This is a genomic window from Burkholderia sp. 9777_1386, from assembly GCF_015712265.1.
Lineage (GTDB): Bacteria > Pseudomonadota > Gammaproteobacteria > Burkholderiales > Burkholderiaceae > Burkholderia > Burkholderia cenocepacia.
Genome location: NZ_JACCQB010000091.1, coordinates 1 through 14,846, shown reverse-complemented (window position 1 = coordinate 14,846; position 14,846 = coordinate 1). Strand labels below are relative to the sequence as shown.

18 protein-coding genes and 1 pseudogene are annotated in these 14,846 nt (G+C 64.8%); 5 read left to right on the top strand and 14 right to left on the bottom strand.

Annotated features, from left to right (window positions below):
* Positions 1 to 894: 894 nt before the first annotated feature.
* The 6 genes and pseudogenes from H0X91_RS33860 to H0X91_RS33835 all read right to left on the bottom strand — a co-directional run.
* The gene (locus H0X91_RS33860; RefSeq protein ID WP_196433776.1) at positions 895 to 2,013 is read right to left on the bottom strand and encodes a replication initiator protein A; all 1,119 of its coding nucleotides are present in this window, start codon (positions 2,011 to 2,013) and stop codon (positions 895 to 897) included.
* A 26-nt stretch (positions 2,014 to 2,039) separates the two neighbouring features.
* Complete coding sequence (locus H0X91_RS33855; RefSeq protein ID WP_033446822.1) at positions 2,040 to 2,291, bottom strand: ribbon-helix-helix protein; 252 nt, start codon at positions 2,289 to 2,291, stop codon at positions 2,040 to 2,042.
* A complete protein-coding gene (locus H0X91_RS33850) occupies positions 2,292 to 2,942 on the bottom strand; it encodes a ParA family protein (protein WP_054471494.1) in 651 nt (216 codons plus the stop codon).
* A gap of 105 nt (positions 2,943 to 3,047) precedes the next feature.
* Complete coding sequence (locus H0X91_RS33845; RefSeq protein ID WP_196433775.1) at positions 3,048 to 3,350, bottom strand: hypothetical protein; 303 nt, start codon at positions 3,348 to 3,350, stop codon at positions 3,048 to 3,050.
* Entirely contained in the window at positions 3,347 to 4,012 is a 666-nt protein-coding gene (locus H0X91_RS33840; RefSeq protein WP_196433774.1) for a recombinase family protein, read from the bottom strand. The genes H0X91_RS33845 and H0X91_RS33840 overlap by 4 nt, the downstream gene beginning before the upstream one ends.
* A gap of 351 nt (positions 4,013 to 4,363) precedes the next feature.
* A pseudogene (locus H0X91_RS33835) lies at positions 4,364 to 4,567 on the bottom strand (phage integrase N-terminal SAM-like domain-containing protein); the annotation flags it as partial.
* A 101-nt stretch (positions 4,568 to 4,668) separates the two neighbouring features.
* On the opposite strand from H0X91_RS33835, the gene sul1 reads away from it, so the two are divergent.
* The 4 genes from sul1 (at position 4,669) to H0X91_RS33810 (ending at position 6,993) form a co-directional block, all read left to right on the top strand.
* Positions 4,669 to 5,520, top strand: coding sequence for a sulfonamide-resistant dihydropteroate synthase Sul1 (sul1, locus tag H0X91_RS33830; RefSeq protein WP_000946487.1), 852 nt, complete (start codon positions 4,669 to 4,671; stop codon positions 5,518 to 5,520).
* Positions 5,521 to 5,856: 336 nt separating this feature from the next.
* The gene (locus tag H0X91_RS33820; protein ID WP_442859790.1) at positions 5,857 to 6,519 is read left to right on the top strand and encodes an MT-A70 family methyltransferase; all 663 of its coding nucleotides are present in this window, start codon (positions 5,857 to 5,859) and stop codon (positions 6,517 to 6,519) included.
* A gap of 7 nt (positions 6,520 to 6,526) precedes the next feature.
* Entirely contained in the window at positions 6,527 to 6,703 is a 177-nt protein-coding gene (locus tag H0X91_RS33815) for a hypothetical protein (RefSeq protein ID WP_196433772.1), read from the top strand.
* Positions 6,700 to 6,993 (top strand): hypothetical protein, encoded by a 294-nt coding sequence (locus tag H0X91_RS33810; RefSeq protein ID WP_230878094.1) that lies wholly within the window; start codon positions 6,700 to 6,702, stop codon positions 6,991 to 6,993. Before H0X91_RS33815 ends, H0X91_RS33810 begins: the two co-directional genes overlap by 4 nt.
* Before the next feature lie 60 nt (positions 6,994 to 7,053).
* Here H0X91_RS33810 and H0X91_RS33805 read toward each other — a convergent pair whose 3' ends face one another.
* From H0X91_RS33805 to traJ, 7 genes are all read right to left on the bottom strand, one after another.
* Entirely contained in the window at positions 7,054 to 7,287 is a 234-nt protein-coding gene (locus H0X91_RS33805; protein ID WP_196433771.1) for a type I toxin-antitoxin system ptaRNA1 family toxin, read from the bottom strand.
* Positions 7,288 to 7,350: 63 nt separating this feature from the next.
* Positions 7,351 to 7,608 carry a hypothetical protein gene (locus H0X91_RS33800; RefSeq protein ID WP_033448591.1) on the bottom strand — a complete coding sequence of 86 codons (258 nt, stop codon included), beginning with the start codon at positions 7,606 to 7,608 and terminating at the stop codon, positions 7,351 to 7,353.
* A 2-nt stretch (positions 7,609 to 7,610) separates the two neighbouring features.
* Positions 7,611 to 9,257 carry a P-type conjugative transfer protein TrbL gene (gene trbL, locus H0X91_RS33795; protein WP_196433769.1) on the bottom strand — a complete coding sequence of 549 codons (1,647 nt, stop codon included), beginning with the start codon at positions 9,255 to 9,257 and terminating at the stop codon, positions 7,611 to 7,613.
* The gene (gene trbK / locus H0X91_RS33790; RefSeq protein ID WP_054471490.1) at positions 9,254 to 9,523 is read right to left on the bottom strand and encodes an entry exclusion lipoprotein TrbK; all 270 of its coding nucleotides are present in this window, start codon (positions 9,521 to 9,523) and stop codon (positions 9,254 to 9,256) included. Before trbK ends, trbL begins: the two co-directional genes overlap by 4 nt.
* Before the next feature lie 15 nt (positions 9,524 to 9,538).
* Positions 9,539 to 10,324 carry a P-type conjugative transfer protein TrbJ gene (trbJ, locus tag H0X91_RS33785; RefSeq protein ID WP_088170049.1) on the bottom strand — a complete coding sequence of 262 codons (786 nt, stop codon included), beginning with the start codon at positions 10,322 to 10,324 and terminating at the stop codon, positions 9,539 to 9,541.
* A 235-nt stretch (positions 10,325 to 10,559) separates the two neighbouring features.
* Complete coding sequence (traI, locus tag H0X91_RS33780) at positions 10,560 to 12,386, bottom strand: TraI/MobA(P) family conjugative relaxase (RefSeq protein ID WP_196433768.1); 1,827 nt, start codon at positions 12,384 to 12,386, stop codon at positions 10,560 to 10,562.
* The gene (traJ, locus tag H0X91_RS33775; protein WP_196433767.1) at positions 12,383 to 12,760 is read right to left on the bottom strand and encodes a conjugal transfer transcriptional regulator TraJ; all 378 of its coding nucleotides are present in this window, start codon (positions 12,758 to 12,760) and stop codon (positions 12,383 to 12,385) included. Before traJ ends, traI begins: the two co-directional genes overlap by 4 nt.
* 324 nt (positions 12,761 to 13,084) lie before the next feature.
* Here traJ and H0X91_RS33770 point away from each other — a divergent pair, with 324 nt between their 5' ends.
* Positions 13,085 to 13,531, top strand: a complete 447-nt coding sequence (locus H0X91_RS33770) for a TraK family protein (RefSeq protein WP_196433766.1) — start codon at positions 13,085 to 13,087, stop codon at positions 13,529 to 13,531.
* Positions 13,532 to 13,668: 137 nt separating this feature from the next.
* Here H0X91_RS33770 and H0X91_RS33765 read toward each other — a convergent pair whose 3' ends face one another.
* Positions 13,669 to 14,574 (bottom strand): DNA-binding protein, encoded by a 906-nt coding sequence (locus H0X91_RS33765; RefSeq protein ID WP_196433765.1) that lies wholly within the window; start codon positions 14,572 to 14,574, stop codon positions 13,669 to 13,671.
* Positions 14,575 to 14,846 lie beyond the last annotated feature (272 nt).

The window sequence follows — 14,846 nt, the reverse complement described above, 5'->3', positions numbered from 1 at the left end:
TGGAAGGCCCATAGAGGCGTTTTCCAGGGTCGGCGGCCCCTACCCCCTGGCCTCGCCGGTTTCGCGCCTCCTGGACGCTCCTGGACGCTCCTGGACGCTCCTGGACGCTCCTGGACGCTCCTGGACGCTCCTGGACGGCCTGGCCGTGGTACGCCTGGGCCTGCCTCGCTGGAAATGACGATGCGAGATCCACGCTTGCCGGCCGCCATCGTTGGATGTGGCGATGCTGGCCAGCTCGGCAGCTCCTGGCTGCTGGCCCTTTTTCTTGGCGTTCAACCTGCGGCCCTCCAGCTCGCGCCGGCGGTTGAGGTTGGGCACGGCCTCGGCAAACCGCTTTTCCTGCTAAACCTGCTTTTTCTGGGCTGTCGAGCTGCCGCGGTGCTCGATGAGTGCGCAGGCGGTGGAGCGGCCACCGGCGCGGCTTGCCGCGCCCTTGGTAAGCCAGTCCTGGCCGATAGGCCAGGCACGATAGCGGGAGGGGGAGCCGGCGAAGCCGGGGGAACCCCGGAGGGGTGCCCCGCCGAAGGCGCAGGCCGCCGCGAAGCGGCGGGGCGAAGGGAGCGAAGCGACCGGAGGGTAGGCGCGCCCGCAGGGCGCTTGGGCGGTTCGATCTGGCGGCGACTTATGCACAGGCCAGGCGGGTTTTAAGAGTTTTTATATGTTTTAAAGAGTTTTAGCCGGGAAAATCGCCGATTTTTCCTTACGAATCAATGGCTTGTGAATGTGCCCGGTGGGTAATGTACGGCTTTCGGTGTGCAAAGTACGGAAGCGGGTGGGTAATGTACGGCTTTCGGTGTGCAAAGTACGGGCTATCCACAGGCGCTAGGGTCGGAACCGATCAAAGCGGGGTTTAGCTAAACTTTTGACGGTCTCTTGGCCCTCTCCCTCCGTACATTACACACCGGCAGGCGGTGGCAGCTCTGCATCGGCATGGTCGCGGTGGGTCATTACCAGCAGCGGGCCGCCCTGCCCGGCTTCCTCGCGCAGCTCGTACTCCGGCAAGTCGTTGGCCTGGATGATGTTGCGCAAGATGCGGCAGAACTCCTTGAACTTGCCTGCGCTGCCGCTGCGGTCGTAGATCGTCTGGAAGGCCCACTTTGCGGCGCTCTTGCCCGCTGCGCGGCGAGCCAGGCGATAGACGAAGCGGCCAATGCCTGGGTCTATCAGGAAGTAGTCGGGATGAACGGTCAGCACGTCCGGGTTCTTGCCCTCCGTGATCTCGCGGTACATCCAATCGGCCAGCTCGATCTCGATGTATTCGGGCTTGCCGCTCTCGCTCTTGATGACCTTGTAGCGGCTAATCAGGGCCTCGCCCTCGGATACCGTCACCGTGCGGCCGTTCTTGGCCTTCCTGGTGCGCTGAACCGCAACGTGCGTGGTGTTGAGCCGGATGCAGGTTTCCACCAGGTCATCTTTCTGTTTGCCGCCGTCCGCTCGTCGGCAGAACTTCAACACGTCCGCAACGTGCGGCCGGAACACGCGGCCAGGCTTCGCCCCCTTCCCTTCCCTGTAGCGGTTCATTGACTCTGTGAGGTGGGACACGGCCATTAACACCAAGTCGTAATCCCACACCGAAGCCATGCCGGCCGCGCCTGCCGACACGGTGACATGACCATCGGGCAGGGTGTAGTTAATGACCTCGCCCGCTCGCCGGTCCTTCTTGGAAAGACGGAACACGGCCACGTCCATGATGCTGCGCGAATCCTTTGTGCCCACGTCATAGAGCGTCGGGACAAAGAAGTCTGGCTGTTCGTCTCCCCTCGGCGGCTTGCGGATGCTCGATGCGGGGGGGAGCGATTTAACGGAGCCGGAACTGCGCTCACGCTCGGCCCTAGCTTCTTCCTCGCGCAGTCTGGCGGCGGCCTGCTCCCAGGATTCGCCCGGCCGGGCGGCCGCCTCGATGCGCTTCTGGCGCTGCGCGTCGTGCGCGGCCTTCAACCTCGCAAGTGATTTGTCCAGGTCGCCCAGGGCCTCGCCGATCTGCTGCGGCCCCTTCCCGCGCTCGTTGTTCATGGTGCCGCCCCTTTAGCCGCTAAAAGTCAATGGCCGTGCCGCTTCTCGTACTCATCGAAGGCCAGGCGCAGCAGCTCGTTCAGCTTGAGGTCGTGATTTGCTGCGAACACGCGGAAGCGGCGGCGAAGGTCGGCCGACACGCGAAAGTTCAGCGGCACATTGTTGGCCTCTGCTTCCTCGGCCGGCGCTGCGCTGCGGGCGGGCACGTTGGCAACTGGCGCGGCCTGGCCCTTGGTTGCGACCAGGCCGGAAAGGTCGGCGGGTTTCTTGGCTGCCATTTATACGGTTTCCTTCTTTTTGGTTTTCGTCTTTACGTGCAAGCGTTCAAGCACGAAAGACAATAATTGTCGCATTTCCTCGGCGCTTCGGCTCTTGGCGTCTGTCTCGCTCACTGTGCGGCCATCGACCATCGAGGCCGCGTAATCCACGCGGTCATGCACGATTGCCGGAGCCACGGCCCCATGCGCTGACAGGGCGGCGACAGCCTGCACGGTCAGCCTGGCGGTCGGCTTGGCCTGGGTGACGGCGAAGGCGAACGGCCGGCCGGCTTCCTGAGCAATATCCACGGTGCTGCCAACAGCGCGCAGGTCGTGCGGGCTGGGCCTCGTCGGGATCAGCACCAGGTCGGCCAGCTTCACCACGTCGCGGATGGCGGCCGTAATCGCCGGCGGCGTGTCGATGACGGCCAGCTTGAACCCTGCCGCTGCCAGGCCCTCTAGCTTCGTCGCCAGTTCGGCCAGGCTGGCCGATGCCAGCGCGGGCGTATCGGCCTCGCGCGAGTTCCACCAGGCCGACAGCGAGCCTTGCGGGTCGGTGTCGATCAGGACTGCCGGCCCTGCGCCCTCCTGCTCGGCTGTGACGGCCAGGTGAGCGGCAAGGGTAGTCTTGCCCGCGCCGCCCTTCTGGCTTGCTATGACGATGGTTTTCATTCTGCTTTGCGTGCCTCCGAGCTAAGACGATATGGCAATTATACGCCATTAACGCATAGCAGCAAGCACAAAAGCACGCAAAGCAGATAATTTAGCCGCTAAAATTTAGTCGCCGCTCGCGCCCATGCTCTCCCATAGCGCCCGATAAGCTGCCTCGTCTGCGGTCGGTTCTCGGCCAATCTGTTCCAGAAGCCAGGCAGCGCCGGCTGCCATCGCCTCGTCGTGGTCGAGATAGCGGCCATCGAGTGCAAAGCACATGCCGCCTTGCCTGGTGTTCACTTCCCACGCCTGGCCGTCATGGGTGCGGCACACGGCATAGGCGAAATAGCCGTCCTGGTTGTTCATCTCATCGAGCGCGACTTGCAACTCCAGCCGGAGCGGGGGCAGCGGATAGTGTCCGTTTCTCATGCCTCCATGCCCTCCCGGTCGGCGGCCGCCAGCGCGTCGGCCTCGGTCAATGCGTCCTCGCGGAAAGCACCCATGCGGGCCGCCTTGGCCTGGCTGGTTTCCTGGCCGCGCAGCGCCCGGTAAAGGGTTGCCCGATGCACGCCCAGCAGCTCGGCCGTTTCGGCCGCCGTGCGGCCGGCGGCCAGCAGCTCGCGGGCGTGTTCGACCTGGCCGGGGGTGAGGGTAGGGCGGCGACCGAACTGCACGCCTCGCGCCTTGGCCGCCTCGCGGCCGTTCCTGGTGCGGTCGATGATTAGGGAACGCTCGAACTCGGCGATGCCGGCAAACACGGTCAGCACCATGCGCCCGGCCGGGGTGGTGGTGTCTGCCCACGGTTCAGCCAGCGAGCGCAGGCCCGCGCCTTTCGCCTGCAACTGCTCGGCAATGTCTAGCAGGTCGCGGGTGCTACGGGCCAGCCTGTCCAGCCGCGTGACCGTCACCACGTCGCCGGCGCGTAGGTGGTCGAGCATCCGGCCCAGCTCCGGCCGCTTGGCATGGGTGCCGGTGATCTTCTCGGCAAAGATGCGCGTGCAGCCGGCGGCGTGCAGCTCGGCGCGTTGGTTCGTCAAATCCTGGTCGTCAGTCGATACCCTGGCGTAACCGATCATCGGCTTGTCTTTCATGGTGCGCCCTTCGTTGCAAATATCGTCGCAAATAATAGACCATTTGCGACTGACTTTTGCAACGCGATGACGCCAGAGAAAAGGGCAGGGCGGGGCGTGTCGCACAAATTAGGACTTATGCGACGGGTGCGATTTTTTGGATACACAATTGTGTATCCATGCGATACTGTCGCCTTATGTCGAGCAAAGACGTTGGCCTCCGTATCCGTGTTGAAAAGGAACTCCGCGAGGCGTTCCAAGGGGCTTGCTTGGCTGAAAACCGGAAGGCATCGGAAGTGCTGCGCGAGTTTATGCAGGCATTCGCCGACCGACACCAAGGCGGCTTGCAGCCGGATATGTTCACGACACCAGCAGCCAGGACAGAAATGCCTCGACTTCGCTGCTGCCCAAGGTTGCCGGGTGACGCACACCGTGGAAACGGATGAAGGCACGAACCCAGTGGACATAAGCCTGTTCGGTTCGTAAGCTGTAATGCAAGTAGCGTATGCGCTCACGCAACTGGTCCAGAACCTTGACCGAACGCAGCGGTGGTAACGGCGCAGTGGCGGTTTTCATGGCTTGTTATGACTGTTTTTTTGTACAGTCTATGCCTCGGGCATCCAAGCAGCAAGCGCGTTACGCCGTGGGTCGATGTTTGATGTTATGGAGCAGCAACGATGTTACGCAGCAGGGTGACGGTGTTCGGCATTCTGAATCTCACCGAGGACTCCTTCTTCGATGAGAGCCGGCGGCTAGACCCCGCCGGCGCTGTCACCGCGGCGATCGAAATGCTGCGAGTCGGATCAGACGTCGTGGATGTCGGACCGGCCGCCAGCCATCCGGACGCGAGGCCTGTATCGCCGGCCGATGAGATCAGACGTATTGCGCCGCTCTTAGACGCCCTGTCCGATCAGATGCACCGTGTTTCAATCGACAGCTTCCAACCGGAAACCCAGCGCTATGCGCTCAAGCGCGGCGTGGGCTACCTGAACGATATCCAAGGATTTCCTGACCCTGCGCTCTATCCCGATATTGCTGAGGCGGACTGCAGGCTGGTGGTTATGCACTCAGCGCAGCGGGATGGCATCGCCACCCGCACCGGTCACCTTCGACCCGAAGACGCGCTCGACGAGATTGTGCGGTTCTTCGAGGCGCGGGTTTCCGCCTTGCGACGGAGCGGGGTCGCTGCCGACCGGCTCATCCTCGATCCGGGGATGGGATTTTTCTTGAGCCCCGCACCGGAAACATCGCTGCACGTGCTGTCGAACCTTCAAAAGCTGAAGTCGGCGTTGGGGCTTCCGCTATTGGTCTCGGTGTCGCGGAAATCCTTCTTGGGCGCCACCGTTGGCCTTCCTGTAAAGGATCTGGGTCCAGCGAGCCTTGCGGCGGAACTTCACGCGATCGGCAATGGCGCTGACTACGTCCGCACCCACGCGCCTGGAGATCTGCGAAGCGCAATCACCTTCTCGGAAACCCTCGCGAAATTTCGCAGTCGCGACGCCAGAGACCGAGGGTTAGATCATGCCTAGCATTCACCTTCCGGCCGCCCGCTAGCGGACCCTGGTCAGGTTCCGCGAAGGTGGGCGCAGACATGCTGGGCTCGTCAGGATCAAACTGCACTATGAGGCGGCGGTTCATACCGCGCCAGGGGAGCGAATGGACAGCGAGGAGCCTCCGAACGTTCGGGTCGCCTGCTCGGGTGATATCGACGAGGTTGTGCGGCTGATGCACGACGCTGCGGCGTGGATGTCCGCCAAGGGAACGCCCGCCTGGGACGTCGCGCGGATCGACCGGACATTCGCGGAGACCTTCGTCCTGAGATCCGAGCTCCTAGTCGCGAGTTGCAGCGACGGCATCGTCGGCTGTTGCACCTTGTCGGCCGAGGATCCCGAGTTCTGGCCCGACGCCCTCAAGGGGGAGGCCGCCTGGCCGATCCGCCGTGGCAGTTCCAGAACCGCACCGGCAAGATGGCCCCGGAACACAAGCGCCTGTCCCGCTACGGCACGATGACGCTGGACGACATCATGGCGCTGCCGGTCGAGCAACTGACGGCCGACACGGCGCACCTGTATTTGTGGGTGCCCAATGCCCTGCTGCCGGAAGGTATCAAGGTGCTGGAAGCCTGGGGCTTCTCATACAAAAGCAATATCGTCTGGCACAAGGTACGCAAGGACGGCGGGCCGGATGGACGCGGCGTTGGCTTCTACTTCCGCAACGTCACCGAGCTGGTGCTGTTCGGTGTCCGTGGCAAGAACGCTCGGACGCTTGCACCAGGTCGGCGGCAAGTGAATTTCCTGGCGACTCAGAAGCGCGAACACTCGCGCAAGCCGGATGAGTTTTACGACATTGTGGAATCGTGCAGCCCTGGCCCGTTCCTGGAACTGTTTGCACGCGGGCCGCGTGACGGCTGGGACGTGTGGGGCAACCAGGCGGACGAGTATTACCCGACCTGGCCGACATACTCCAATCATTCGCAATCCGAAAGGGCCAGTAGTAGCGTCCCGATCTTGGCACACGCTGTTGACTAACGCGAATATGAGCAACGAAACCGTCACCATCAGCGCGGCCGTTCCCGCGAACGTGAAGGCCGAAGCTGCCGCCGTCGCGGCAGCGCACGGCATGAGCATGGCCGCGCTGCTGCGCGAGCTGCTGGCCCGCGTGGCCGCCCGCGATGCGGAAACGCTGGCCTGGCTCGATAAGGCCCGCCAATGACCGACCCGAAGCACCTGGAAACCTGGCTGCATGAGAAGGCCGGTCCAGCCTATGACGCGCTGAAAGCCGAACCGGCCCGCGCCGTCACCCCTGACCAGGTGCGCCACACGCTCGATGAACTGCTGGCCGAATCCAAAGCATCCGGCCAGTATCCATTGCCACCGGAACAACGCGAATGGGTGGATGCGCCCGCCGTTGGCCGCGAGTGGCCAGCCTGCGAAACCCTAGAAGATGAGGGGCTAGCCAACATCGCCAGTTCCGACGATGGCAGCTCGCATCGCCATTCCTGACGATGCAGGCCCGGACTGAAAAGGGCGGCCACTGGCCGCCCTTGCTGCTCCTGGTAGGGCCTACGCGGCGAGTGACTGCCGCACCGCGTCCAGGGCCTGGCGGAAGTCGTCCCGCGTCGCCTGGCCCGTCTCCGCCTGGTAGTACAGCACCATGAACATATTGGCGACGGCTTCGGCCATCGGCGAGAGCTGCCGCGCCGCCTCTTGGTCGATCCAGTCCAGCGCCGCGAGCTGCGCGGCCGCGTGATGGACTGCCTGGGTTGCGATTGCATTGGTAGGATTCAAAGTTGCCATGATTCACCTCTGTGGTAGGTGGGTTGTGGAAGTGTCGGCCGGCCCCACGCCGGCCGGCGCGCTTTATCGCTGGCCGCTGCTGTAGATACCGGCGGCCTCGGCCAGCGGCGTGTTCCGGTTGCTGCCGCTGTGGCTGTTGCTCGATGACCTGGCCGCCGGCCTGGTGGCCTCGATGGCAGGAGGGGCAGGGCGATCAACGAAGGCCGCCACTTCCGCCGCTGCATCAAGCTCGGTTGATTGGTCGCCAGGCTGCTCAAACTCCACCGCCGGCCGCTGCACCTGGTCGAGCGCCAGGCAGTCGAAAAAACCACTACGTTTCATGGTCACGCCTCCGATTTACCGTGCTCGCGGTTGGCGAACGCGGCCACTTCATCATCAGGATCGGCCCCTGCCAGGTTGTTGCCACCGAATGTCGGCACCGCCTCGACAGCGCCGGCCTGGTCGCTCTCCGCGCTCGCCCTGATCGCCGCCGCGATCTTCCCGCCGGTGGTGTCGGCGATGCGTTCGGCGGCAGCGTCGCGGATGCTGGCGGCCTTGGCCTTCGCAACCTCTCCGACGCCTTGCATCAGGTTCGCGCCGGCGTCAGCCGTGACGCGGCCCGCCGTGCCAAGCGCGGAAGCGGCCGAGGCCAACATACCGGGGCCGGTGCTGCCTGGCGCGGCCTGCTGGCCGCCTTGCTGGGCTTTCTTGCTGCCGGCTTCGTCGCCCCCTTTCGAGCTGGAACCTCCACCCGATTTACCGGACTGCTGCCCATTGCCGCCGCCCGAGCCGCTGGCACCGCTACCCGAGCTGCTGCCGAAACCGGCGGCCTGTGCAAGTGGTGTAGTGGTGCCCGCACCTGAGCCTGACCCGCCACCAAAGCCAGCAGCTTGCGCAAACGAGCCTGCATCGCTGCCGGAGTCGGAGCCACCGCCGAGCATGGGCATTCCGCCCGATTCACCGCCGGCGCTCGATCCTGCTTTCTCGAACGCTGCCTTGATCGCCGACATGCCGCCGGCGGCCGAGGCTGCACCACCCATCACGGCCGCACCAGCCACGCTTGCCGCACCGGCGGCCATGCTCGCCGCGCCCATAGCCGCACCGATGGCAGCACCCGCGCCGAAGTTGCCGATGCCACCCGCGCCGCCGATACCCGAGCCGGTGATGATGCCGGCGACGAGAGGGGGAACACGATTGACCAGCATGAGCAACGCCACGCAGAAAACCAGCATCACGCCCAGCTCTTCAAAGTTCAGCGTGCCGGTGTTCATCCTGGCGTAGAAGCTGGAAAGCAGGTCGTTCCCGATGCCGACCAACAGCACCATCGTCATGATCTGCACGGCCACGCCCAGCACGGTCTTGTAGTAGTTGATCGCCATGTCGGACGTCCAACGCGAACCGCCGAAGCCGAGGAAGAAGATGCCGGCGTACATCAGCAGCCAGGCCGAGACGAGCAGCAGCAACATATTCACCGCAACAACTGCAAGCAGGATCAGGATGCCGACGCTCAAAGCCACGCCGATAAAGCTATCCACGGGCGACCAGATCGACGAGTTCCTGAATGCCTGCTTCAAGATCATGAAGCCGATATCCACGATGCCCGAGGGTGTCACCGATGCCACCCCGGACGCCTGCTCGCCGATCCGGGCCAATGACTGGATGATCGAGTTGGCGAAGGCCGGTCCATTGCGCAGCAGCCAGAGGAAGAAGCCGAAGAACAGAATGAAGCGGATGAACTCGGCGAAGAACTCGCCAATGTCGGCCTTGCGCAGCGCCATGAAGCCGAACGTGAAAACCAGCGAGATCGTGCCCAGCGTCCAGAACAGGAACATCGCGGCATTCATCACCACCGTCTGCCAGGACGTGGCCCGCGTGGCGAACTCCGTCACCACCTGGTCAAGCATCCCCTGGTTGGTGAGCTGGGCCGATGCAGCGGTGGAGTAGAGCGCGAGGGTGACGCCGATCAGCGCCGCCTTGTGCAGTGCTTTCATGGCTTCGCCCCCTTCTGGTCTTTCGGGTCGGCCAGTTCGAGCCAGTTCATGGGCTTCTCGGTCGGCGCGATGCCGCCGGCGGCTGGCGACCGGCGCGAGCACAGCCCGGCGAATTTCTCGCGCGTGGCCCTGTCCTCGATCTTCTTGATCGCCTCGATCTGGCAATTGGTGTCATTGACCTCTGGCATGGGCGGGATGGCCGGCTTGTTGTCGCAGCCGGCCATCAGCACCACCACGAGGCCGGCAAGCAGCATCGTTTTCTTCATGGTGCAGGGCCTCCGTCAGCGGGTCAGTTCGAGCCAGTTTCTCGGGCTTGCCGTGCGCTCGATCCTGGATTCCCTGGAAGTCGCGCCGGCGGCCTGCTGCTGCGCTTCAAGGTCGGCCTGCGCCTGCATCCTGGCGGTAGCGGCGTTCTGCTGCGCGATCAGCAAGCCACGGATTTGCAGGAGCTGGTTCGCCTGGTTGGCGGCGAGCTGGTTGGCGAAGCCGATAGCCTGCATCTGGCCGGTCGCGCCTTGTGCGGCCGACTGGAGCCGTTCGAGCTGGCGAGCGTCGGCGGTAAGGTTGCGCTGCTGCTGCTCCAGACCCTTGAAAAGCGCGTCGTTCGCCTTCTTCTGGCTCTCGCTCGCCAGGCGGCGGTTTTGCTCCATCGCAGCGCGCTCGGCGTCCGAGCACCCGGCGGCCGAGAAGCACGGCGAGCTGCGGTAGTAGCTCACATCCTGGAATTTGCCCAGGTAGGCATCGAGACTACCGAGCTGGTTCCTGTAGTAGTCCAGCGTGTTGACGGCGTTCATCAGCCCGTTGATCGTGGACTGCGCCTGATCCCAGATGTAGGCCGCCGGGGCCATCGTGTTTTGCAGCATGTTCTCGTACTGCTGCAATTGGGTCTGGTACTGCTCGATCTGCTTGAGCGTCTGCGCCACCGACTCGATGGCCGTCATGACGTTCTGCACCAGGTTCCCGCCGTCGATGACGGGAATGCCGGCCTGCGCTGGGGTGATGATGATGCTGCCGGCCAGGACGGCGGCAAGCGCGGTTTTAGCCGCTAAAAGGCGGACGTGCTTCATGGTCGAGTTCCTCGATGTGATGAAGTGGCTGCTCTGAACCGCACCTAGAAGATGCGGAGCTGGGCCATCACAGAGACAGCTCGCCACGTCGCGCTGTCCGGTACCCGACCTTGGCGACACCGTTGCGCCCGGCCATTTTTGTTGAACATCGGTGTAGTGCTATCTAACGTCATTCGCGCCAGATAGCAAGATTATACATTAAGCACGCATAACGACAAGCACAAAAGCACGCAATCTATCGCCCGCGCCCCTTGTCCTGGCGTTTGGCCTTCTTGGCTTCCATCTGCGCCCGTAGCCGTGCCTGGCGCTGTTCCAGCTCGGACGGCGCGGGCCTGGCCGGCTGCTGAACTTTGGCCGGCGGCGGTGTCGGGGTGGCCTGGGTCGGCGCTTGTACCGGCCGCTGGGCTTCGCCCTCGATGTGCAGCCCGTCGAGCTGGCCCAACGTGCGCAGGCCGTGCCGGCGATGTGGCGGCGGCTCCTGGCCGACAGGGTGCACACCTGGCCGGCGCTTGGCCTGGGCCTTGGTGGCCTCGGCCTGCCGCCGGCTTTCCAGTGCCGGATCGACGAAGGTGATGGGGAGCTGGGCATCGACGGCCGCCCGGATCACGGCGGCCTTGAACTCCACGCTGCCGCTGACGGTGATGCGCTCGCCGTAGCGTTCCATTGCCAGGCGCAACGCCGCCGCCACGCCAGCGCGGTCGGCCTGGCTGGACACGGCCAGGCGCTCGCCGTCATCGCGCACGGCAGAGCTGCCAGCGCGGTAGATGATCGTGCCCTTCTTCGTGATGTTGTCGATCACCGGAGCATGGCCGGGCTTGGCGGGGCCGTCGCCCTGGATGGTGTCGCCCTTGAGGCCGTGGGCCGCCTCGCGGGCGCGCAGCGCATCGAGCGCCTGGCCGTCGCCGGCCGTCGCCTGCTGCTTGAGCCAGTCGGCCCACGGCCGCCGGCGGTACTCGTTGTAGATCGCCGCCCGCTCCTGGTCGTGGCGCTTGTGGATCGCCTCCAGGTCGGCCCGCAGCGCGGCGCTGGCCTGGCTGTAAAGCAGCTTCTTGGTCAGCCGGCCATCGGTCAGGTGCTTGATCGTCGCCCGCCTGGTGGCCGCCGCCTTCTTGGCGTTCTCGATGGCCCGATCCTTCCGGCGCTTCGCCTCGGCCAGCACGCCGGCCCTGGCGGCCGTGAGGTTCTGCTGTGCGCCCTTGTACCGGGCGTAAAGCTCGGTCGTGTCCAGGCCGCCGCGCAAGCGCATCGGCCGGCCCTTCTGGTAGCTGCGCCGGGCCGGCGCGGCCTGGTGCTCGGGCGATGCCTCGAACGCGCCGAGCCGCTTTTCCAGGGCGGGCTTGGACAGGTCGCGGGCTAGAGTGCTGGCCTTGATGATCGTGCCGTCGCCGGCCTCGATGACCAGGCCGTTACCACGTGCGCGCAACGCCAGGCCGTTGTCTTGCATGACTTGGTGCAGCTCGGCCCAGCTCGCCGCGCCCTTGATCTCGTCCAGGCATTCGCGCTTGATCCAGCCGACCAGGCTTTCCACGCCGGCGTGCTGTTCCAGGTCGCCGGCCCTGGCGGCCGCGCCGCGCTGGCGTGGTTCGTGATTGTCCCGTTCCAGTCCGTAGTCGCGTTCCAGGGTCGCGCAGAGGTCGGCCAGCGCCCGATGCGAGTAGTACGGCTCCTGCATCGTGCCCCTGGTCGGGTGAATCTTGTTGATGGCAATGTGGATGTGCAGGTTGTCGGTGTCGTTATGCACGGCGCTGACGCGCTGATGCTCGCCCAAGCCCAGCCCGTCGCAGATGCGGGCCTCGATCTGCCGCAGGATGTCGGCGCTCGGCTGCTCGCCGGCGCGGAAGCTGACGATCAGGTGATAGGTCTTGTCGCCCTTGGCCCGCGTGTTGGCCTGCTGGGTCGCCAGTACCTCGGTGATGGCATCGCGCACGGTGTCGGCGGCGCAGTTCGTGACCTGCACCTGGCCCAGCCGATGGTCTTTGCTCTGCGCGTCGGTGACGTACCGCACCAGGCCGGCGAAGTCGGACTTCCCCAGCGAGCGCATGGGCACGTGCTTGGCGATCACGATTGCCCGCCTCGCGGCCGCACCACGCTTTCGGCGATGGTGCTGATCTTGTCCTGGGTCGCCTCGATCCGGGCCAGCAGCGCCCGGATGGTGTCATCGCCGAAGCGGGCCGTGCGCGGGTCGTCGGTCAGCCAGAGCTTGAGCAGACCGCCCAGCCGGCCGAGGTCGCCATTCACGCGCACCAGGTCGCGCACGTTCTCGAAGTCGGTCACGCCCTTGACCTGGTAGCCCTGACCGACCGCCAGCAGGTAGGCGGACGTGCTCATGCCGGCGGCCTGGGCGTTGGCCTCGATGACGGCCCGTTCGTCCGGCAGGCAATAGACCTTGATGGGCGTGCTGCCCTTCCTCGTTACCTTGTTCTCGTTGGCCTCCATCTTGGCGTCCTCTGTCGTTGCCGGCGGCCGCCGGCTGGCCCCGCAGGGCAGGATGCCCCGTTGAGCGCCGCAGGCGCGAATAAGGGGAAGTGAAGAGGATCACCATGCTTGCATGGTGGGCCTACTTCACACATCCTGCCCTCGATACATCCACTATTGCAAATAAATCAAGTATCGGCCTACATGCGATTTTGCATCAAATACACACCGACTGCACGGCGAATCTGGAGAACAGGCGTTAAATCGGTATAGAATCGGATTAATCGCCGAAAAATCGGTATTTGATCGGCTTTAAATCGGGAAATTCAAGGGCTAAAAATCGACATGGCCAAGAGCCTTTCAGAGCGCATCGCCGAGCGGATGAGCACCACGCAACCGACCCAGGCCGGCAAAAATCGAGCTGCATTCCTGGCGGTACGGGATGAGGTGAAGAAGGCTCTGGATGACGGCTGGCCGGTCAAAGTTGTGTGGGCAACGCTGCGCGATGAAGGCCGGATCGCGTTCAAGTACGACGCCTTCATCAAGTACGTGAACCAGCTCATTCGCAACACGGACCCCCTCGCCCGGCCGACAGCACCAGCAGCGCCGACCACGGCCACACCAGCACCAAAGGCCGCCACCAGGTCGGCCAGCAATACGCCGGCACCCGTTCCAGCCGCCACACCAAAGCCGGCCGCCGCCGCAGTTCCGGCCAGCCCTGCCAGCGAGCAAGCCGGGAAGATTCCCAGCTTCAACTTCAACCCGACGCCGAACAAAGAGGACTTGCTGTAAGCGCCCCACGGGGCGAAGTCGGACGCCAAGGGGAAATATGCGTGCTGTTTGCCTTGCGTGCTTTTTTAGCGGCTAAAGCGCGCCCCTCAAGTGTCAATGTGCTGCCTAGGCTTTATTGACACTTGAGGGGCGGTCGATCACTCGCCGCCTGGCTTCTTCCTGGTCGGCTTGGCCTCGGCCGCAGGCGGCGTGATGCGGGCCAGCAGCGCGGCCGATTGTTCCTTGAGTGTGTCGAGCTGTCCGGCCAGGCGGGCGGCTTCCTCGCGGGCCTGAGCAGCCGCCTTCGTGGCCTGGTCGCGCTCGGCCTGGGCGGCGGTAAGGCGTTCGGCCATGCGGTGCGCCTCGGCCGCTGCGGCCTTACGTTGTTCCTGGTGCGCTTCCTCGTTGGCCTCGGCCTTGGCCTGCACCTTCGCCAGCTCGGCGCGCACCTGGTCGAGTTGGGCCGCTGCCGCCTGGCTGGCCTTCTGCTGTTCGGCCAGCGCCCCGCGTGCCTGGTCGGCGTCCTGGTGCGCCCTGTCCAGCTCCGTGCGCAGCTCGCCGGCGCGGCGCTCGATCTCCTGGGCGCGGGCCTCGGCCGTGTGCGCCTGTTCCTGGGCGGCGGCCAGTTGGCCGCGCAGCTCGTCGGCTTCGCCGCGTGCGGCCGCTTCGGCGGCCTCGATGGACGCCAGGCGGGATTGCAGAGCTTCCACGTCGCCGGCCAGTTTGTCGGCCAGCTCGGTTGCCTCGTTGCGGTCGGCTTCCAGCTCGGCGCGGGCCTTCTCCAGCCCTTCCCGTTCAACGGCAAGCCGGGCGTTCGCCAGGTCGAGGGCGATTGTCCATAGGTCGCTGCCCAGCTCGGCCAGGCGGTCGGCGACGGCCTGGGGCGCAGGCTCGCGCAGGGGCGCGGCGGCGGTAGCTTGGCGGGCCTTCCACTCGTTCAGGGCCGGGGAAATGGTTGTGTAGCTCCCGCCGGTGATCTGCCGGATTGCCTCAAGCGTGGGCTTCTGGCCGGCGGCGGCCAGGTCGTCGGCGGCGGAAAAAATCTGCTCTTTCGTGACTGCCATAGCGGGTGCTCCTGTATGAAATGTAGCGTTGTAGTATGTTGTATAATACTACTACATACTACAATTTACGAGCCCTACAGGGAAATACTACGCGCCGGGCCTGGGCCAGCCCGGCCGCGAGCGCATGGCGGTCGAAATTCGACCCTGGAAGGCCCATAGAGGCGTTTTCCAGGGTCGGCGGCCCCTACCCCCTGGCCTCGCCGGTTTCGCGCCTCCTGGACGCTCCTGGACGCTCCTGGACGCTCCTGGACGCTCCTGGACGCTCCTGGACG